Origin of the sequence: Brevibacillus porteri (genome assembly GCF_003013475.1) — a bacterium.
Lineage (GTDB): Bacteria > Bacillota > Bacilli > Brevibacillales > Brevibacillaceae > Brevibacillus > Brevibacillus porteri.
In genome coordinates, this window is sequence record NZ_PXZO01000045.1 from 39,109 (window position 1) to 58,697 (window position 19,589).

Here is a 19,589-nt window from a genome sequence, read left to right on the forward strand (position 1 = left end):
TGGGTTGTCTTGTTTTTTGTGGCTGTGGAGCATGTTATAATTTTGATTGACCATGGCCCTAAGAAAGGTGAGCTAGCATGAATGTTGAATGTCTCGCGCTTCCATTGGCGAATCCGCTGGCACAGGAGTACCAGCAGCAAAATGCCTCTGCATTACAGTTTTTTGCGCATAATCCCTACCGAGAACAGTCCTACCGAGAACGCGTGGAATGGCTTCAAAGTCAATCCTATCCTCACCGGAACCAGCTCGTGGAAGGTTTATATCGTTTTAATAAAGAGATGGGTACTCACCCTGAAGCACTGAAAAATATCGAGTTGCTCAAACAGCCAGACACATATGTGGTCATCGGCGGTCAGCAAGCAGGAGTTCTGGGTGGACCACTCTATACAGTCAACAAAGCTGTTCATCTGATCCAGGCAGCGAAAAGGCTGTCTGCCGAGCTTCAGGCGAACGTCATTCCGGTGTTTTGGATTGCTGGAGAAGACCATGACATCGATGAGATCGATCATGTGTACTGGGGAGCGGACGATGGAAAGCGCCTGCATAAAGAGAGGCTGCCTCTGAACAAAAAGGGCCGCCAATCTGCAAGTACGCTACCCTTGGACCCTGAACTGTGTACACAGTTCCTGGAAAAGTTTTTCCAGGGACAAACAGAGACTGCCGAAACCAAGAAGATTCGTGAGTTGCTGATGCAGACTGCGGCAGATTCGCGTACAGTCGCAGAGTGGTTTGCCCGCTTGATGGCAAAACTGTTTGGCAAGCACGGTCTTGTTCTGGTTGAATCCTCGTTGCCGTTTGTTCGTGAACTGCAGCAATCCATTTTTTCACAGATCATTGAGAACAATGAGCAATTGACGAAGGTGATGCTACGGGCGGCGGATCGGATTTCAACAGCTGGCTATCCGCTTCAATTGCAAGTGGAAGAGCATCAAGCCAATTTGTTCGTCTATGAGGGCAATGATCGATTGTTGCTAGAACGTCACGGGGAGCGCTTTATCAATCGGAGACGCTCTTACAGTCGCGATGAATTGCTCAAGCAGGTTGCAGATTCCCCGGAGCGTTTTAGCACAAATGTCGTTACTCGTGGGTTGATGCAGGAGCATCTGTTTCCTACGCTTGCCTTCATTGGAGGTCCGGGCGAGATTGCTTATTGGGCGTTTTATCGGGAGGTATTCGAGCTGTTCGGGATGCAGATGCCGATCGTATTGCCTCGTATGTCTATTACCCTTGTGGAAGGTGCTCAACAGAGACTGCTGGATAGCTTGGGGCTTTCTATTGAACAAGTCTTGACTGATTTCACCGCTTGGAAAACCGAGTGGTCCAAAAACCAGGTACCGCATCCGTTGGAGCAGCAATTCGCATCGGCAAGGGAGTTGATCATGTCGATCTATCGTCCGCTGGTAGAAGAGGTCGTTTCTTTGGATGGCGGATTGCGTGGTCTGGCTGAGAAAAATAGTAAGCTGCTATTAGAGCAAGTATCCTTTTTGGAAGAGCGTCTGATTCGTTCGCTACAGCAAAAAGATGACGTGGAGCATGTGCGCGTCCAACGAATTGAGACCGCTTTGTTACCCGAAGGTGCTCTGCAAGAAAGAAAGCATTCGTTTTTCCCATTTGCAAATAAGTATGGTCTTGGCTTGGTTGACCGTTTAGTAGATGCGCCATTCGCGCATGATGGTACTCATCAACTTTATTACCTGTAAAAGGCAGTGCAAAATAGTCGGATCGTCCTAGAAGTGGACCCGGCTATTTTTTGTTGTTTAAGTTGATGGAAAACTTTTCTTCTAATTATGCTGAAACTTTTCCGACAAATTCTGCGTATTAGTAGTAATGGATTGTTTTTGGGGAAAGGTGGTACTCGGGATGCAGATTACATTACAACAAATCGGGAAAAAAGCCACTCTACTAGTTGTTAGCTTGTCGGTTTTATTGACGGGTATTGCAACCGCAGGATTGAAAAAGGCCGACGCACGGGAAGAATACGTGGCCAATTCTGCATTTATCGACACAAATGGACATTGGGCAGCAAAAGAAATAGGGATCGCTACCAAAAAAGGATTGATTAAAGGATTTCCCGACGGGACCTTTAAGCCAGAACAAACAGTGACGCAAGAACAGTTTTTATCCCTAATTGAACGCGTCATTCCTTCCTTTACAGGTCATGAGCCTGACAGCTTGATCAAAGAGACCTACTTGCAGGCTGCTGCGGGACGCTGGTCGGAAAAAACCTATCACCATTTGGCTTCAGCGGGTATCATGCCATCCGGGAAGCCGACGCATAGCATGACACGGTTGGAAGCGGCAAGAACCTTGCTGGCAGCCATCGGGCATCAATCAGAAGGGGAAAAATATCGGGGAACGACAGCGAAATTTTTCACGGATCTTTCAGTCGAAAATGAGACACAGGTGATGACGGTCTACCCTGCCTACAAAATGGGGATTTTGGCTGGCTTTCCAGATGGAAGCTTTCGTCCTGATGAAAAAATCAACAGAGCACAGGCAGTCGTCCTGTTAAATCGTTTGGAAACAAAAATCGACGAGCTGTATCCTGGCAATGTAGCAGAGAGCGAGAAAAAGGCAATGACACAAGCCGTCTCGTCATTTGTGGGAGACGTGATGGATAAGCAAAAGATTCGTCGCTTTGATGACTTGTCCGCGTATGTAAAGAAAAACAATCTGCCTGTCAGCGAATCGTTTTTACGTGAGCATTTTTCGTTTATGCAGTATGAAGTGTATGATTATGTCCGGTTTCCACAATTTAATGAGCTGATGTACTTTGCAAAAATCGGAATGAATAAATACAGAATGACGGTTCAATATTACGCAGGGGATTTGGGTGGAAGTGTCGATCGCACGTTTTACCTTTCCTCGAGCGATGGCAAAACGTTTCGACTGATTGGAAAAGATGAATAAGAAAAGAAGGCTGGGATATGACCCCAGCCTTTTTCGTGTCAGGGATGCCGTTTTTGCCAGATAAAAAGGACGAATGCAATCACGAGGGGATAGAGGGCGGACCATCCCAAAAAAGGATAGAGTCCTACTGTACAGACGAGAGAAGTCCAGGAAGCGATTCGGCCTACCCGACTATTACGCAAGAGTCGTACACCAGCCAGACACCCGCCGATGTAAGTCGCAAAAAAGGTTGCATTAGGCAGCTCGATGAGTCTGGACAAGTCGATCATGTCGAAATAGAGTACACCGAGAACGAGGACAAAACATAGAGAGAGAAACAGAAGTCCGCCGGTTGGTGTCCGGTACTTGGCGTGGAGGGTGCCAAACCAGCGAGGAGCGATCTTTTCTTGCGCCAGCGAATAGGCGATACGTGAAGCAGCACCAATGTAAGCGTTGGCTGTTGCGATACAAATGAACAGTGCGGTTACGGCTACGATCCATCCGCCGATCGGACCCAGGGAGAGTTGAACCATGACACTGAGTGAGGCAGCGGAGATACCGAACCCGTAGCTATGCGTAGCGACAGTCATAAAGGCCACGGCAAAATACAAGAGAGCGACGATTCCCGCGCTCCACAAAACACCGCGAATCGCGTTTTTCGCAGGATCGACGAATTCCTCTGAGAGATGTGTCACGGCTTCCCACCCAATGAAGCACCAGAACATCAGACCTGCTGCTTGCACGACACTTAACCAACCGTTTGGCATAAAAGGGGTAAAGTGCGTGACTGATGCATGCGGAATGCTTGCGACAATGGCCAAAATCAAAATCGTAATAATCAGCGAGACAACAATCGTTTGGACACGTGCAGCTACATGTAAGCCTATAACATTCATCATAAGGACAGCGAGAAGAAGCAGAGCAGCAGCCGCATAAACTTGCGACTCACTCCAGTTCAGCAGGATCGCAATGTAGTTGGCCCCTGTAACACTTAGAATCGGTGCGCCAATCGGGACAGACAAGAGAAAGAACCAGCCTACCATGTTTCCGAATCGATCTCCGTACGCTGTCCGTACAAATGTAGAGACTCCACCTGAGCTCGGATAACGAGCAGATAACAGCCCCATCGTAATGGCCATGGGCAGGACGAGAATAGACATGACGAGCCAAGCTAAAATGGAAGCAGGACCAGCCTTCTGCGCTGCGAGTCCGGGGATGAGCAGGACGCCGGAACCGATCACAGCCCCGATGTATAAGGCGACGATCTGCGGAAGTCGCAGTGTTTTGGCTAGACTGGGGGCTTGCGTCGATGATTTCCCCATAGGTAGATCCCTCACTTTTTTACTTACCTTGTCGTTGGTATCTGAAGTGTAGCATAGACTTAATCATCGGAGTTATCTATAATATTAGATAATTCAAATCGATTTTTTCAATGAAAAGAGGGGGAAATCTGGATACTCGTTATTTGCAAACATTCCGTGAAGTAGCAAAATGCCAAAGTTTTACTCGTGCAGCAGAAATTTTAGGCTACGCGCAGTCGAGTGTAACGACCCAAATTCAAAATCTGGAATCGGAGTTCGGTGTCAGCTTATTCGAGCGTTGGGGCAAAAAAATCAGGCTTACCCATGCAGGCGAAGTGCTTCTCGGCTACAGTGAACAGCTGCAAGCTGTATTAGATGAAGCAAAAGCGAATCTGTCAGAGCAAGCACATCTGGCGGGAACGTTGAGTATCGGAACGGTGGAGTCACTGGCAGCCTTTTATTTACCACCCTATTTGCAAAAATTTCGCTTGGAGCAGCCGCGTATGCGAATCATGCTTGCACCGGGCATCTGTCAAGACTTGAGGCAGGGGGTAAAGGAAGGAAAGTTCGATTTCGCCTTTGTGCTCGATTGGCTCCACGATCAATCTGAGCTGACAAATGTCGTTTTAGGTGAGGAAAAACTAGTTGTTGTGGCTGCGCCTACACACCCGCTTGTGAAAAAAGAGCAGGTAGAAACGCACGATTTTAGCGGGGAAACCTGGATTTTTACAGAAAAGGGATGCAGTTACCGAGGGATGATGGAATCGGTGTTGCGTGAAGCAGGAGCCACCGTGGAATCTTCTTTTGAATTTGGCAGTCTGGAAGCGATAAAACAATGTGTCGCATATGATTTAGGAATTGCGTTACTTCCGAAAATTGTCGTACAAGAAGAAGTGAAAAATGGTACACTTGTAATACTCTCGTTTTCCCATCCGGATATCCGTGTTTTCCGACAGTTGGTCTACCATAAAAAGAAATGGATGCCACAGGCTTTGTTACGCTTTTTGGAGTTACTTACGGTAGAAACTGCAGAGTGTAAAGTGCCGATAATAGGAAGATAATTGGAAAAACTGATGATGGTTGAACTTGCGTATGATATGATAGACAAGGTTGCTTTATGAGATAAAAGGAGGTCCATCCGTACATGAACACAGTATCTGAAAGCATCGTAAAAGATATGGCGTTGGCGCACAACGGCCATCTGAAGATTGATTGGGTAAAAGAACACATGCCTGTCCTGAACCGCATTCGCGAGCGCTTTGAAAAAGAGAAGCCGTTTGCAGGACTGAAAGTTGCGATCTCCTTGCACTTGGAAGCGAAAACAGCTTATTTGGCAAAAGTAGTTCAAGCTGGTGGCGCTGAAGTAACCATTACCGGTTCCAACCCGCTGTCTACGCAAGATGACATTTGCGCAGCGTTGGTGGAAGACGGCATTCGCGTATTTGCGAAATACAATCCAGATCCTGCTGAGTACAAAGAGCACCTGATCAAAACACTGGAAACTCGTCCTGACTTGATCATTGATGACGGTGGCGACCTGATCACCATTTTGCACAGCGAGCGCCGTGATCTGCTGTCTCAAGTACGTGGTGGTGCAGAAGAAACCACAACAGGTATTCTGCGTCTGAAAGCGCTAGAAAAAGAAGGCAAGCTCGAATTCCCAATGGTTGCCGTAAACGATGCATTCTGCAAATACTTGTTCGACAACCGCTATGGTACTGGTCAATCCGTATGGGATGGGATCAACCGTACAACGAACCTTGTAGTTGCGGGTAAAACGGTTGTTGTAGCAGGCTATGGCTGGTGCGGTAAAGGTGTAGCGATGCGCGCAAAAGGTTTGGGCGCAAAAGTAATCGTAACCGAAATCGACCCAATCAAAGCGGTAGAAGCTTACATGGATGGATTTGAAGTAATGCCAATGCTTGAAGCTGCGAAGCATGGTGACTACTTCGTAACAGTGACAGGTAACCGCGATATCATCAGCAAAGAGCATTTTGCTGTGATGAAGGATGGCGCAATCTTGTCCAACGCGGGTCACTTCGATGTCGAAGTAAACAAGGTCGATCTGAATGCAATGTCGACTTCTTCCCGTATTGTGCGTAAAGATATTGAAGAATTTGTCTTGGCTGATGGTCGAAAAGTGTATCTGCTCGCAGAAGGCCGCCTCGTGAACTTGGCTGCTGGCGACGGACATCCGGCTGAAATCATGGATATGACCTTTGCACTGCAAGCAGTATCCTTGGCTTATGTCAATGAACAGTACCAAAACATTGGCAAAAAAGTGCTGAACGTACCATTCGAATTGGATCAAATGGTGGCACAGTACAAGTTGGAAGCTCTGAACATCGGAATCGACAAATTGACAAATGAGCAAAAATCCTACCTGGAAAGCTGGGTCGAATAGTCACTCGAATCCCGTCTTTTCCCGGCAAAAAAATATGCGAAAAAATCCTGCATACAAACGCAGGATTTTTTTTTATAATAACAAATAGGTACCAGGTGGGGAAAAGTGGGGGAAAGTGGAGCCAACCGACAGGAAAGTGGGGGACCAGGGCGTGTTCATGGGGGAATATCAGCACAGCATCGACGAAAAAGGCCGCCTGACGATCCCAGCCAAATTCCGTGAAGGGCTAGGCGCTTCCTTTGTTATTACCCGCGGGCTGGACCAATGTTTGTTTGCTTATCCGCAAGATGAGTGGAAACAACTAGAGGAAAGACTCAAGTCTCTCCCATTTACAAAAGCAGATGCTCGCGCATTTACACGATTTTTCTTTTCAGGTGCCACCGAATGCGAGTGGGACAAGCAGGGAAGGGTAAACATACCACCCAATTTACGTGAGCATGCAGGCATGCAAAAAGAATGTGTGATCATTGGGGTGTCAAACCGTGTAGAGGTATGGAGCAAGGAACGCTGGGAAGATTATTTTGCTCAGTCAGAAGGCTCTTTTGGAGAAATTGCCGAAAAACTGGTTGATTTTAATTTGTAGCAGCGAGAAGAACAGGAGTGACGACATTGTCGTTTCATCACGTAACCGTTTTGATGGATGAGGCTGTCGCAGGGCTAAACATTCGTCCTGGAGGCATTTATGTAGACTGTACACTTGGTGGAGCTGGGCATAGCAGCTTGATTGCTTCCAAGCTGACGGAGGGCGGTCGCCTTATCGCCATCGATCAGGACGACTGGGCACTGGATAATGCCCGCGAAAGACTCGCTTCCTATATGGACAGAGTCACGCTGGTAAAGAGCAACTTTCGCCATATCAAAGACATTGTGAGAGATTTAGGTTTGGATGGCGTAGACGGGGTGTTGTTTGACCTCGGGGTATCCTCTCCGCAATTGGACGAGGGAGAGCGCGGCTTCAGTTACAATGCCGATGCGCCCTTGGATATGAGAATGGACCAACAAGCGCCACTGTCCGCCTATGACATTATCAATGAGTGGGATGAAGAAGAGATTGCTAAGATCATTTGGCTGTACGGAGAAGAGAAATTTTCCCGGAGAATTGCCCGGCAAATCGTTCAACAAAGGAAGAAGCAGCCGATCCAAACAACAGGTGAACTCGTTGAGTTGATTAAGGAAGGAATTCCTGCCGCTGCGCGCCGTACCGGACCCCATCCGGCGAAGCGTACCTTTCAGGCAATTCGGATCGCAGTCAATGATGAATTGGATGCATTCAAAGAGGCCGTCGTCGATGCTATTACTGTCTTGAATCCAGAAGGTCGCGTAAGCGTCATCACGTTTCATTCCTTAGAGGACAGAATTTGCAAGCAAATTTATCAAGACTTTTCAAAAGGGTGCACGTGCCCGCCAGCCTTTCCGATTTGCACATGCGGAAATAAAGCGGTTGTAAAAGTCATTACAAAGAAGCCGATTTTGCCATCAGAAGAAGAATTGGAAGCAAACAAACGTGCACGATCAGCTAAACTACGGATAGCGGAGAAGCTATAGACCGGGATCGACGAGAAAGGGGAGGGAGAAGCGATGAGTTATTACTACCGAGGAAATCTAGCTATGGAGTTGGAACAACAATCCCGCTCTGTAACGAAAACAACAAAGCGCACGGTTCGAATCAAGCCAACGATTCCGACCGGAGAAAAATTGCTGTATCTCTTATTTATCTCGTTAACCGTCGTCGGCTTGGGTCTAGTGGGCATCCGCTACTCGCAAATTTCCCAGTTGAATTACGAAATTCAAAGCACCAAACATGAAAACCGTGTGACGACAGAAAAAAATGCAACAGTGAAATTGCAAATTGAGCAAATGACCAACCGGGATCGCCTGCAAAAAGAAGCAGAGAAGCAGGGGATGGTATACAATCCAGCAGCTGTACATACGATTGGGAAACCGGAAGTACAAGCGAGTTCTCTGCCGCAAACACAACCCAAAAAACCTTAAATGTTACTGCTCTCACGTGCGGTAACATTTTTTCTTAGCTGGGCCCGAGTCTGCTCCTGACTCGGCTAGGTTGCGTTCGTCTCCCCCCATCTACCTTTGTTGGGAGGCGGGCGATCTTTGATGCGACGGAGTTGAATGGAGATGGAATGGAAACGAAAAGTAAATTGGCGGATTCTCGTGGTAGCCTTATGCCTGATCTTGACCTTTTCGACGTTGAGCTTTCGAATTTATTGGATCCAAACAGCAGAGGCTGCCAGAATCATGGAAACTGCACAAAAGCAGTGGGACAGAGAACATGTTTTGAAGCCGAAGCGTGGAGCGATCTATGATCGAAACGGAGAGATTTTGGCGTATGATGGGAAGGCCTATACAGTAAATGCAAGGCTGAAGCCACTTGATGCGAGAGACGAAGATGTGGTGAAAGACCCTTACTACACAGCGAATATGCTGGCTCCTATTTTGAATGCGCCTGTTCCAGAATTGGTGAAGAATTTGACCAAATCAAGTAAAGTAGTGGAATTGGGACGCTACGGGCTAAAGATCAGTGAAGAGCAGAGAAACCGCATTCTGAATTTGCAATATCCGACACTGCCAAGCGGTGAGAAGCTCAAAAAGAATCAGCTCCCAGGAATCTATTTGACTGAAACGACTCGCCGGGTTTATCCGAATAACGCCTTCGCTTCCCATGTGATCGGTTATCTTGATTTGTATGATGAACCGAAAATGGGGATTGAGCTGAAATTGAACGAAGAATTGGCTGGAAAAAAGGGAAATATTGCCTACCAAAAGGATCGCGCAGGCTACCAGCTGCCAGACGGAGAAGGGGAGTACATTCCGGCAAAGGATGGTTTAGATGTTTACCTGACAATTGACCGGCAAATCCAGAATTATGTAGAACAAGCGCTTGACAAGGTGGAGCAGCAGTACAAGCCACAGGGCATGACGGTGATTGTAGCCGACCCACAAAGCGGTGAGGTTCTGGCCATGGGCAACCGCTCACAGTTCAATCCGAATACGTACTACAACGGGATTGAGAATTACAATAACCATGCTGTCACCACAATGTTTGAGCCGGGCTCTACGTTTAAGATTATTACTCTTGCGGCAGCGATTGAAGAAAAAATGTTTAATCAGAATGAAACCTATCAATCAGGTGCTTATACCATCAAGGGGCAGATTCCGATCCGTGACCACAACAATGGTGCCGGTTGGGGAACTATCACCTTTTTGGAAGGGGTTCAGCGATCTAGTAACGTATTGTTTGCGAAGTTGGGGTATGAACGGTTGAAGCTGGAGGGTTTGAAGAAATACTTCAAAAAATTCGGGATGGGTGAAGTAACCGGAATTGAGCTTCCCTACGAGAAAAAAGGAAGTCTGATCAACCTGGAAAAACCTCGGTCACCACGTGACTGGGCTGCAACAACGTATGGACAAGCAGCGACGGTTACGGCGATCCAGCAGGTTGCCGCTGTAGGGGCGATCGCGAATGGAGGAGAGCTTCTAAAACCTCATATTGTAAAAGAAATGCGCGATCCTCACACGGGAGCAGTCGTCAGTCGGACGCAACGTGAAGCTGTGGAGAGGGTTGTAAGTGAAGCGACTGCGAAACAGACACGAGACATTTTGGGTAAGGTTGTCTCAGAGAAGCCCGGGACCGGTTTGCAATATCAGATCGAAGGGTACCAAGTAGCGGGAAAAACCGGAACTGCACAAAAATATGATCCCAACACAGGAAAAATTATGGATGGACGTTATGTAGTATCATTCATCGGTTTTGCGCCAAAAGACAATCCAAAGCTGTTGGTCTATGTCGTTATTGATGATCCGCAAACAGATGCTTGGTATGCATTGTGGGGGAAAATGATGCTCGCTCCAATGTTTACATCCATTATGGAACGCAGCCTGCAATATTTGCAGCAGCAGCCTGATCTGTCGGTAGTCAAGGATAAACAGACTGAAAAGCCGACGACGAAAAAAGAAGCGCAGGTAGCACTTGCATCTTCACCTGCGACACCGAAGACATTGCCTAAGTTTGAAGGGATGTCCACGACAGCCGCGCAATTGCGGGCAAAGCAGGACAGTTTGACTGTAACGGTAGCCGGGACAGGCACGAAAATCGTCAAACAGTATCCGGAAGCCTATGAACAGGTCGTTCCGGGTGAACAGATCATCCTCGTAACAGATAGGGTCAAAGGAACAAAGATGCCTGATTTCAAAGGAAAATCATTGCGTGACGTCATGGAGTTCAGCTCTTTGATCAATCTCGAAATGAAATCGACTGGAACTGGATTCGTCACCCAACAAAGTATTCCTCCGGGAACGGTGCTCCAGGGTACAGAGCTGCTTCAGGTGACGCTGCAATCCGTGTCCGAACCACCTGCACCGACTACACCACCTCCAGGTCAGGAGGGCGGCACAGTGCCTGTTACAACGACTCCAAACAATCAAGGGTCGAATCCTACTATAAATCCAACAGGTGGAAATAATCCGGCTCCGCCATCTTCCGGTCAGCAAACTGGGCAAGGTGGTGAAGCACAGCCGCCAGCATCTGGACAGGCACCTCCTCCAGACAAACAAGGAGACCAAACGACACAAACACCGACAACTCCATAGTTCTAACTAGTCCCCCCTGCGAATAAGGTTAAGAAGAGACAACCTATTTGAGGGGGGACTCGCTTTGCGGGTATCCAATGCTACTGTACGCCGACGCATTTTTATCATCTTAATTGTAGGAGTCGTTTTGTATTCGGCACTTGTCACCCGTTTGGGGTATGTTCAATTGATAGAAGGACCGAAACTCTCGCAAATGTCAGATGAACTACTCAAGCGGGAAATTAAATTTCAACCCAATCGCGGTCGCATTCTAGACAGAAGCGGCAATGAGCTCGTGACGAATATGACCGTCCCTACACTGGTATCGGTTGGGGCGCAAATCAAAGACCCTAAAGAAACAGCGAGACAGCTCGCCGTCATTTTGGAGCAAAAAGAAGAAGATGTATTTCGTGCCATTACGAAAAAAGAAATGAGTAACAACCAGATTCCAGGTGGAAGAAAACTGTCTATTGAAAAGGCGAGAAAAATACAAGAATTGAATTTGCCAGGTATATACTTGGCAGGAGATACGAAGCGTTTTTACCCGAACGGAAATATGGCAGCCCATATTCTTGGTTTCACAGGCATTGACAATCAAGGGTTGACAGGGCTTGAAAAAATTTACGATCCCTTCTTGATGGGGACCGAGGGGCATATTTCATTTCCGTCTGATGCCAAAGGGCGTGTACTGCCAGGTGGAACAGAAGACTACGTAGCACCCGTAAATGGCATGGACATGTATTTAACACTCGACAGTACCATCCAATCGTTTATCGAACGCGAGCTGGATCAGGCGGTGGTCGCTTATCAGCCTGATGATGTGCTGGCGATCGCCATGAATCCAAAGACAGGAGAAATATTGGGGATGGGAAGTCGCCCGACTTTTCAACCGGATGCGTACAGGGACTATCCTTCAGAGGTGTACAATAGAAATCTCCCTATCTGGAAAACATACGAGCCTGGTTCCACTTTCAAGATCGTGACCCTTGCAGCGGCTTTGAATGAAGGTGTCATCAATTTGAACGAGGGATTTTACGATCCGGGTTTCATTAATGTGGCAGGTAAGCGATTGCGATGCTGGAAGCGGCAAGGGCATGGACAGGAAACGATGCTGGAAGTGGTAGAGAATTCTTGTAACCCTGGCTTTGTTACGATGGGTCAGCGACTGCAAAAAGAACGACTTTTTGACTACATCAAAAAATTTGGCTTCGGACAAAAGACAGGGATCGATTTGATCGGCGAAGAAAACGGGCTGTTATTCAACTTGAATAAAGTGGGACCGGTAGAGCTGGGTACGACTTCTTTCGGTCAAGGGGTATCGGTAACACCGATTCAACAAATGGCTGCAGTCTCAGCTGCTATCAATGGTGGCAAACTTATGAAGCCGTTTGTTGCCAAAGAATGGCGGGATAGTGTGACACACGATGTCGTAGCGAGGACCTTGCCGACGGAAGTTCGACAGGTGATTACTGCGGAGACCTCAGCCAAAGTTCGGCATGCGCTGGAAAGTGTGGTCGCTCAAGGAACGGGTAATAAGGCATATATTGAAGGGTATCGGGTAGGAGGAAAGACGGGAACCGCGCAAAAAGTAAAAAATGGACGTTACGTAGATGGGGAATACATCGTGTCGTTTATCGGCTTTGCGCCGGCGGATGATCCACAGATTGTCGTATATTTCGCCGTGGACAATCCGAAAGCACTGGCGTTTGGTGGATTGATTGCCGCCCCGAGTGTAAAAAGTATCATGGAATCCTCCCTTCAACATTTGAATGTACCCAAACGAAAAGATGGCATCCCCAAGGAAATTAACAAAGCACTTGGAGAAAGGGCGCCAATTGAAGTGCCAAACATGGTCGGACAGTCCATGAGAGACGTAGTGACAACGTATGATACTCTGCCGCTAGTCGTTTCAGGTAAAGGACAGTACGTCATCCAGCAGTCCCCTGCACCCGGAGTAAAAATTGATGAGGGCGGAAAAATTCGCATATACCTTGGTGACAAATCGACCAATTAGCTATAAAATGAGATTTCGAAGGCGGAGGGGAGTAGGCTTGTCTACGTTCGCTCTGCCTTTGTTCGTCAAGACTGCGCCTAAATGAACGGCGTAGCCAAGTACAAATGTTCAAATTTCTGTCTATACTAGTTGGAGAATGGGGTGCCTGTTTCATGTTTCTACGGGATCTGCTCATGCCTTTGTTGCCAGTAACGGTTTCGGGGGATGACAGCATGGAGATTACGGGTTTGACAGCAGACTCGCGCCAGGTAAAGCCCGGCTACTTGTTTGTCTGTCTGACTGGATATACCGTGGATGGACATACGTTCGCGGCCCAGGCGGTGAAGGATGGTGCCGTTGCCGTGTTATCCGAACAAGATCTGGACGTGCCAGCGACTATTGTCAAAGTACCGGATACCCGGCGGGCAATGGCTATGCTGGCTGATCGTATTTTCGGATCTCCTACGAAAGAAGTAAAAGTCATTGGCGTAACGGGGACAAATGGCAAGACGACCACTACACATCTGATCGACAAAATATTATGCGATCAAAGCAAGCAAACAGGCTTAATCGGAACGATCCATATGAGAATTGGAGACGTAACGGAAGAAGTCAAGAATACGACTCCGGATGCCATAGATTTGCAAAGAAGCTTTCGCCGTATGTGCGATGTAAACACAGACTATGCGATTATTGAGGTTTCCTCTCATGCACTGGAGCTGGGAAGAGTCCGCGGTTGTGAAATTCATACAGCGGTTTTCACCAACCTGACGCAGGATCACCTCGACTATCATAAAACGATGGAAAACTATCGCTACGCCAAATCATTGTTGTTTTCCCAGCTGGGCAACAGCTATGACACAGACCGTCTAAAAACGGCTGTACTGAATGCGGATGACGAGGCGTCCGAATTATATGCTACCGTTACACCGGCGCGAGTCATTACATACGGCATTGATCAACCAGCAGATGTAAGGGCAAAACAAATCGAAATCACCAGTAAAGGAACTTCTTTTACAGTCGAAAGCTTCGCTGGTAGTGCGCGTCTGAACTTGAAGCTGATGGGAAAGTTCAATGTGTATAACGCTTTGGCAGCCATCGCGGTTACACTCGCAGAAGGGATTCCACTAGAAGAGATCAAAGCGAGCCTGGAAGAGGTAGCGGGCGTAAATGGGCGATTTGAAGCAGTAGATGCTGGTCAGCCGTTTGCGGTGCTCGTCGACTACTCCCACACGCCAGACAGCTTGGAAAATGCATTAATGACCGTCAAGGAATTTGCCCGTGGCAACGTATTTTGCATTGTTGGTTGCGGAGGCGACAGAGATCGAACCAAACGCCCAATCATGGCGCAAATTGCAACGAAATATGCTGATCTGACCGTCTTAACATCAGATAATCCGCGTTCAGAGGAGCCGCAGGCGATTCTCGATGACATGCTGGCTGGCTTGTCGGAAGTGGCAGCTGATCGTTATACGGCGCTGACAGACCGACGCGAAGCAATTGCGCATGCCGTTTCGCTTGCAAAGCCGGACGATGTGATCTTGATCGCCGGAAAAGGACACGAAACGTATCAAATTATTAAAGACCAGGTGTTGCCCTTCGATGACCGTGAAGTTGCGCGCGAAGCGATTGCCCGGTACAACCAAGAATAGAACAGATGCCACACACTGCATCGAAAGAAAGGGGGCTCGGGCATGTTCGTTGACAATGTCCTAATCGTCACGATCGTCGCTGCGTTTCTCATCGCTGTACTCATTGGCCCATTGTTTATTCCCTTCCTTCGCCGCCTGAAATTTGGGCAGGCAATTCGTGAGGAAGGACCGCAATCCCATTTTAAGAAGGCTGGAACTCCCACGATGGGAGGCACCATCATTCTTTTGGCACTCATATTTACCGTGTTGAAGTTTGCCAATGCGAAAATGGAAATTTACTTCCTGTTATTGGTGACTCTCGGATACGGTTTAATCGGGTTTCTGGATGATTTCATCAAAATCAAGAAAAAACGCAACCTCGGGTTGACCGCCAAACAGAAGTTTGCTGGTCAGATTGTCTTGGCAATCGGCGCTTATATTTTGCTGCTCATGATGGGGCATGACACGTCAATCCATCTGCCGGGTACACCGTGGAAGCTAGAGCTTGGCTATTTTTACTTCCCATTCCTGTTGTTCCTTTTGGTAGGTACAACGAATGCCGTTAACATCACAGATGGATTAGATGGACTATTGGCAGGGACGGGAGCAATTGCTTTTGGTGCTTATGCGATCATCGCATGGTTTGGTCAAGATTATGACACCGCTATTTTTAGTGCGGCTGTTGTAGGTGCGGTACTTGGCTTCCTCGTCTTCAATGCACATCCGGCACGCGTGTTCATGGGTGATACCGGTTCACTCGGACTGGGTGGGGCGCTGGCGGGAATTGCAATCATGACCAAGACGGAATTGCTCTTGGCTATTATCGGTGGGGTATTTGTTGTCGAGACGCTCTCTGTTATTATGCAGGTAGTCTCCTTTAAGACACGTGGAAAGCGTATTTTCCGTATGAGTCCCCTGCATCATCATTTTGAATTAACAGGCTGGTCAGAGTGGCGCGTGGTAGTCACGTTCTGGCTCGTCGGTATGTTCTTTGCTGGATTGGGTGTATACCTTGAGGTGGTGACAATCAGATGATGCGTTTTCAAGATAAGCATGTCGTCGTTATTGGTATGGCAAAGAGCGGTGTCGCAGTGGCAAAACTGCTACACCGCTTTGGTGCTCATGTCGTCGTAAATGATAAAAAGCCACGTGAAGAAGCGGTGGGGATAGAAGAGCTGGAATCGTTGGGGATTCCGGTCATTTGCGGCTATCACCCAGATGATCTGATTCATGAAGGTGTATCCCTTGTGGTCAAAAATCCGGGGATTCCGTATGAAGCAGCACCTGTCAAGCAGGCGCAGGCACTAGGCATTCCTGTTGTGACGGAGGTGGAGCTGGCCTCCCAGATTGCCAAGGCACCGATTATCGGCATTACAGGCTCCAATGGCAAGACCACTACCACTACGCTCGTCGGACTGATTTTCAAAGAAGCGGGTCTGGATGCGAAGGTAGGAGGCAACATTGGTACCGTGTTGTGCGGCCTGGCGGAGGAAGCTGGTCCTGACGAATGGCTCGTTGCCGAATTGAGTAGCTTCCAACTGATGGGGACGAGGGAATTCCGCCCGCATATCGGTGTTTTGCTCAATCTGTATCCTGCACATCTCGATTACCATCACAACATGGAAGAGTATTTGGCAGCCAAACTAAAAATGTTTGCCAACCAAACGGCAGATGACGCAGCTATTTTGCCATATGACCAACCAGAGATTGTAGAAAAATGCAAAGACCTCCCTGCAGCCATCTACTACTTTAGCAAGAGTCAAGAGGTGCCAAAGGGAGCTTTTGTCAAGGATGGTTTGATCCTGTTTGCGGATGGGAATGGGAATACAGAGCCAATCGTTTCGATAGCGGACATTACCGTTCCTCATCTGGACAACGCTCTGGCAGCAATTCTTGTTGCGAAGCTCGCAGGCGCGGACAAGCAATCGATTATACAAGTTCTTACTACCTTCCCAGGGGTAGAGCACCGGATGGAGTTCGTGGATTCGATTCGCGGTGTCAAATACTTCAATGATTCAAAAGCAACCAACCCGGAAGCGGCATCGCGTGCCTTGCAAGCATGTAAGGAGCCGGTCGTATGGATTTGCGGCGGGCTGGATCGTGGTGTTGATTTTCGGGAACTGCTGCCTGTGATCCAAGGTCGGGTAAAAGCAGTTATCGCTCTCGGGCAAACGGCTCCGATTTTATTGGAACGTGCTCAGGAAGCAGGGATTAATGAGCGTATCCATGTCGATACTGTGGAAAAAGCCGTTCTTGCTGCTTCCCAGTTGGCCGAATCAGGTGATGTGGTTTTACTGAGCCCTGCTTGTGCGAGTTGGGACATGTTTCCTTCGTTTGAGACAAGGGGGAGCATGTTTAAGGACGGCGTGCATAGACTTAAAACAAGCCTAGCATAACGTCCCACTGTACCATCAAGAATATGACAAAAGCGGGACGGCATGAGAAAGGATGACCTGGCACAATGAGCAAGGTACGCTCTGCCCCCGACTTCGTAATTATTTTTGCAACACTTTTTTTATTGGGAATTGGCATCGTGATGGTGTACAGCGCCAGCGCGATCGTGGCGCAAAAGCCGCCGTTTTCCGATCCGTATTTTTTCGCCAAGCGGCAACTGATCTTCGCTCTGTTAGGGATTACATCCATGTACATTACGATGAATATCGACTACTGGGTGTGGAAGCAATGGGCCAAGCCAGGGTATTTGGTGAGCATCGGTTTGCTGATTTTGGTTCTGATCATCGGGATTGAAGTAAATGGTTCGAAAAGCTGGCTTGGTTTTGGAGCCTTTGGAATTCAACCAGGTGAATTTGCGAAGCTGGGCGTCGTTGCGTTCCTGGCGAGATGGCTCTCCGATAATCAGAAGCAAATAGTGTTGTTCCGAAAAGGTCTTATGCCTGCCTTGGGAATCCCGGTTCTGTGTTTTGGCTTGATCATGCTGCAACCGGATTTGGGCACAGGGACGGTTTTGATGGGAACAGCAGTTGTCGTGATTTTTGCTTCAGGTGCGCGGATCAGTCATTTTGTCGGACTGGGAATGATCGGAGTTGTTGGCTTCATCGGCTTGGTTTTGTCAGCCCCTTACCGAATCAAAAGGATTACGTCCTTCCTCGATCCGTGGTCTGACCCGCTCAATACCGGCTATCAAATCATCCAATCCCTTTACGCGATCGGTCCCGGCGGTTTGTTGGGTCTTGGTCTAGGGCAAAGCAGACAGAAGCATTTGTACTTACCCGAGCCTTACAATGATTTTATTTTCTCGATTGTCGCGGAGGAGCTTGGCTTTATCGGAGGCACGCTCATTCTCCTGCTTTTCCTCCTCTTGTTGTGGAGGGGAATGCGAACGGCGATTACGGCTCCAGATTTGTTCGGAAGCTTGCTTGCACTAGGGATCATTGGCATGATTGCCATCCAGGTGGTCATCAATATTGGTGTTGTGACAGGGATGTTTCCGGTGACAGGGATCACGTTGCCGTTCTTAAGCTACGGTGGTTCATCATTGACACTGATGCTCACTGGTGTAGGTGTCTTATTGAACATCTCTCGTTTTTCTCGATAATAGAAACCTCAACGGGGAGTACGCAATCAGCAAGTAATCAGTCTATTGCTACTCCTTCTCAAAAAAGGGTGTGAACGTATGCGTGTCGTCTTAACAGGCGGTGGCACAGGTGGACATATTTATCCGGCGCTTGCGGTGGCGAGGGAAGTTTCCCGCCAAAATCCGCAGGCTGCCTTTTTGTATATTGGTAGTAAAAAAGGCTTGGAAGCAGGTTTGGTTCCGAGATCAAATATACCTTTCCAATCCGTGGAAATTAGCGGGTTGAAACGCAAGCTGTCGTTGGACAACCTGAAGTCCTTGTGGAAATTCGTCCGGGCAGTTGGCGATGCGAAGAAAATGCTCCGCGAATTCAAACCGGATGTCGTAATTGGGACGGGTGGCTACGTATGTGGTCCAGTCGTATATGCAGCTTCGCGATTGGGGATTCCGACTCTCATCCATGAGCAAAACGTAGTGCCAGGCTTGACCAACAAGTTTCTTTCTCGTTCAGCAACTCGGGTGGCCGTTTCGTTCAAAGAATCGCTTGCCCATTTTCCCCCGTCCAAAACGGTACTGACCGGAAATCCGCGTGCAACGGAAGTTATGCACGGTAATGCAGAGGCGGGTCGTAGCTTTTTGGGCGTGGACAACAACAAAAAAATCGTGCTGATCTTTGGTGGTAGCAGGGGAGCGCGCGCAATAAATGAGGCGGTGCTTTCAGTTGTTACGCAGTTGGGCAAATATGCCGAAACCCATTTTGTATATGTGACAGGCGACGTTCATTTTGAAACGATTTCGGCACAGCTTCGTGAACTGGGAACACTTCCAAGTAACATTTCTGTGCTTCCTTTCGTCCATAATATGCCGGATGTTTTGGCGGCTACGCATGTATTGGTTGGTCGTGCAGGGGCATCTACCTTGGCTGAAATAACGGCACTAGGTGTGCCTTCGATCTTGATTCCGTCCCCGTATGTCACGAACAACCATCAAGAGAAAAATGCAAGAGGATTGGAGCGCGCAGGGGCAGCTCATGTTATCGTAGAGCGGGAGCTTACCGGAGAGAGCTTGCTACTTTCCTTGGAAAATATCCTTGCCAATCCAGCGAAATGGGAAGAAATGAAAAACAGTGCTCTTTCCTTGGGGATGCCGCAAGCAGCGACGGAGATTGTCCGTCAATTAGAGGCGATTACACGAAAAAAATGATCGGATGGGCGATTGTCACGCCGATCTGGGCGAACGCATAGTATGGAGC

The 19,589-nt window shown here is 48.2% G+C and carries 15 protein-coding genes; 14 read left to right on the forward strand and 1 reads right to left on the reverse strand.

All coding sequences use genetic code 11. From position 1 onward, the window contains the following. Window positions 1-77: 77 nt before the first annotated feature. Complete coding sequence (gene bshC / locus C7R92_RS22335) at window positions 78-1,700, forward strand: bacillithiol biosynthesis cysteine-adding enzyme BshC (protein WP_106835688.1); 1,623 nt, start codon at window positions 78-80, stop codon at window positions 1,698-1,700. A 160-nt stretch (window positions 1,701-1,860) separates the two neighbouring features. Beyond that, window positions 1,861-2,910, forward strand: coding sequence for an S-layer homology domain-containing protein (locus C7R92_RS22340; RefSeq protein ID WP_106835689.1), 1,050 nt, complete (start codon window positions 1,861-1,863; stop codon window positions 2,908-2,910). Between the two features lie 38 nt (window positions 2,911-2,948). On the opposite strand, the gene C7R92_RS22345 is transcribed toward C7R92_RS22340, so the two are convergent. Next, window positions 2,949-4,211: an APC family permease gene (locus C7R92_RS22345; protein ID WP_106835690.1), complete on the reverse strand. Its 1,263-nt coding sequence runs from the start codon at window positions 4,209-4,211 to the stop codon at window positions 2,949-2,951. 110 nt (window positions 4,212-4,321) lie between these two features. Here C7R92_RS22345 and C7R92_RS22350 point away from each other — a divergent pair, with 110 nt between their 5' ends. From C7R92_RS22350 to murG, 12 genes are all read left to right on the forward strand, one after another. Further along, a complete protein-coding gene (locus tag C7R92_RS22350) occupies window positions 4,322-5,251 on the forward strand; it encodes a LysR family transcriptional regulator (protein WP_208636225.1) in 930 nt (309 codons plus the stop codon). Window positions 5,252-5,334: 83 nt separating this feature from the next. Then, window positions 5,335-6,594 (forward strand): adenosylhomocysteinase, encoded by a 1,260-nt coding sequence (locus C7R92_RS22355; RefSeq protein ID WP_069849628.1) that lies wholly within the window; start codon window positions 5,335-5,337, stop codon window positions 6,592-6,594. Window positions 6,595-6,745: 151 nt separating this feature from the next. Continuing rightward, window positions 6,746-7,177, forward strand: coding sequence for a division/cell wall cluster transcriptional repressor MraZ (mraZ, locus tag C7R92_RS22360; protein WP_017249567.1), 432 nt, complete (start codon window positions 6,746-6,748; stop codon window positions 7,175-7,177). A 17-nt stretch (window positions 7,178-7,194) separates the two neighbouring features. Next, a complete protein-coding gene (rsmH, locus tag C7R92_RS22365) occupies window positions 7,195-8,139 on the forward strand; it encodes a 16S rRNA (cytosine(1402)-N(4))-methyltransferase RsmH (protein ID WP_106835691.1) in 945 nt (314 codons plus the stop codon). Between the two features lie 33 nt (window positions 8,140-8,172). Then, window positions 8,173-8,586, forward strand: coding sequence for a cell division protein FtsL (gene ftsL2 / locus C7R92_RS22370; RefSeq protein ID WP_106835692.1), 414 nt, complete (start codon window positions 8,173-8,175; stop codon window positions 8,584-8,586). 141 nt (window positions 8,587-8,727) lie between these two features. Beyond that, a complete protein-coding gene (locus tag C7R92_RS22375) occupies window positions 8,728-11,199 on the forward strand; it encodes a penicillin-binding protein (protein WP_106835721.1) in 2,472 nt (823 codons plus the stop codon). 64 nt (window positions 11,200-11,263) lie between these two features. Continuing rightward, a complete protein-coding gene (locus C7R92_RS22380; protein WP_106835693.1) occupies window positions 11,264-13,192 on the forward strand; it encodes a stage V sporulation protein D in 1,929 nt (642 codons plus the stop codon). 152 nt (window positions 13,193-13,344) lie between these two features. Further along, complete coding sequence (locus C7R92_RS22385; protein ID WP_069849622.1) at window positions 13,345-14,823, forward strand: UDP-N-acetylmuramoyl-L-alanyl-D-glutamate--2,6-diaminopimelate ligase; 1,479 nt, start codon at window positions 13,345-13,347, stop codon at window positions 14,821-14,823. Window positions 14,824-14,865: 42 nt separating this feature from the next. Next, the gene (mraY, locus tag C7R92_RS22390) at window positions 14,866-15,837 is read left to right on the forward strand and encodes a phospho-N-acetylmuramoyl-pentapeptide-transferase (protein WP_015892099.1); all 972 of its coding nucleotides are present in this window, start codon (window positions 14,866-14,868) and stop codon (window positions 15,835-15,837) included. Then, complete coding sequence (gene murD, locus C7R92_RS22395; protein WP_106835694.1) at window positions 15,834-17,198, forward strand: UDP-N-acetylmuramoyl-L-alanine--D-glutamate ligase; 1,365 nt, start codon at window positions 15,834-15,836, stop codon at window positions 17,196-17,198. The genes mraY and murD overlap by 4 nt, the downstream gene beginning before the upstream one ends. A gap of 65 nt (window positions 17,199-17,263) precedes the next feature. Beyond that, window positions 17,264-18,358 carry a stage V sporulation protein E gene (gene spoVE, locus C7R92_RS22400; RefSeq protein WP_106835695.1) on the forward strand — a complete coding sequence of 365 codons (1,095 nt, stop codon included), beginning with the start codon at window positions 17,264-17,266 and terminating at the stop codon, window positions 18,356-18,358. A gap of 78 nt (window positions 18,359-18,436) precedes the next feature. After that, complete coding sequence (gene murG / locus C7R92_RS22405; protein WP_106835696.1) at window positions 18,437-19,540, forward strand: undecaprenyldiphospho-muramoylpentapeptide beta-N-acetylglucosaminyltransferase; 1,104 nt, start codon at window positions 18,437-18,439, stop codon at window positions 19,538-19,540. Window positions 19,541-19,589 lie beyond the last annotated feature (49 nt).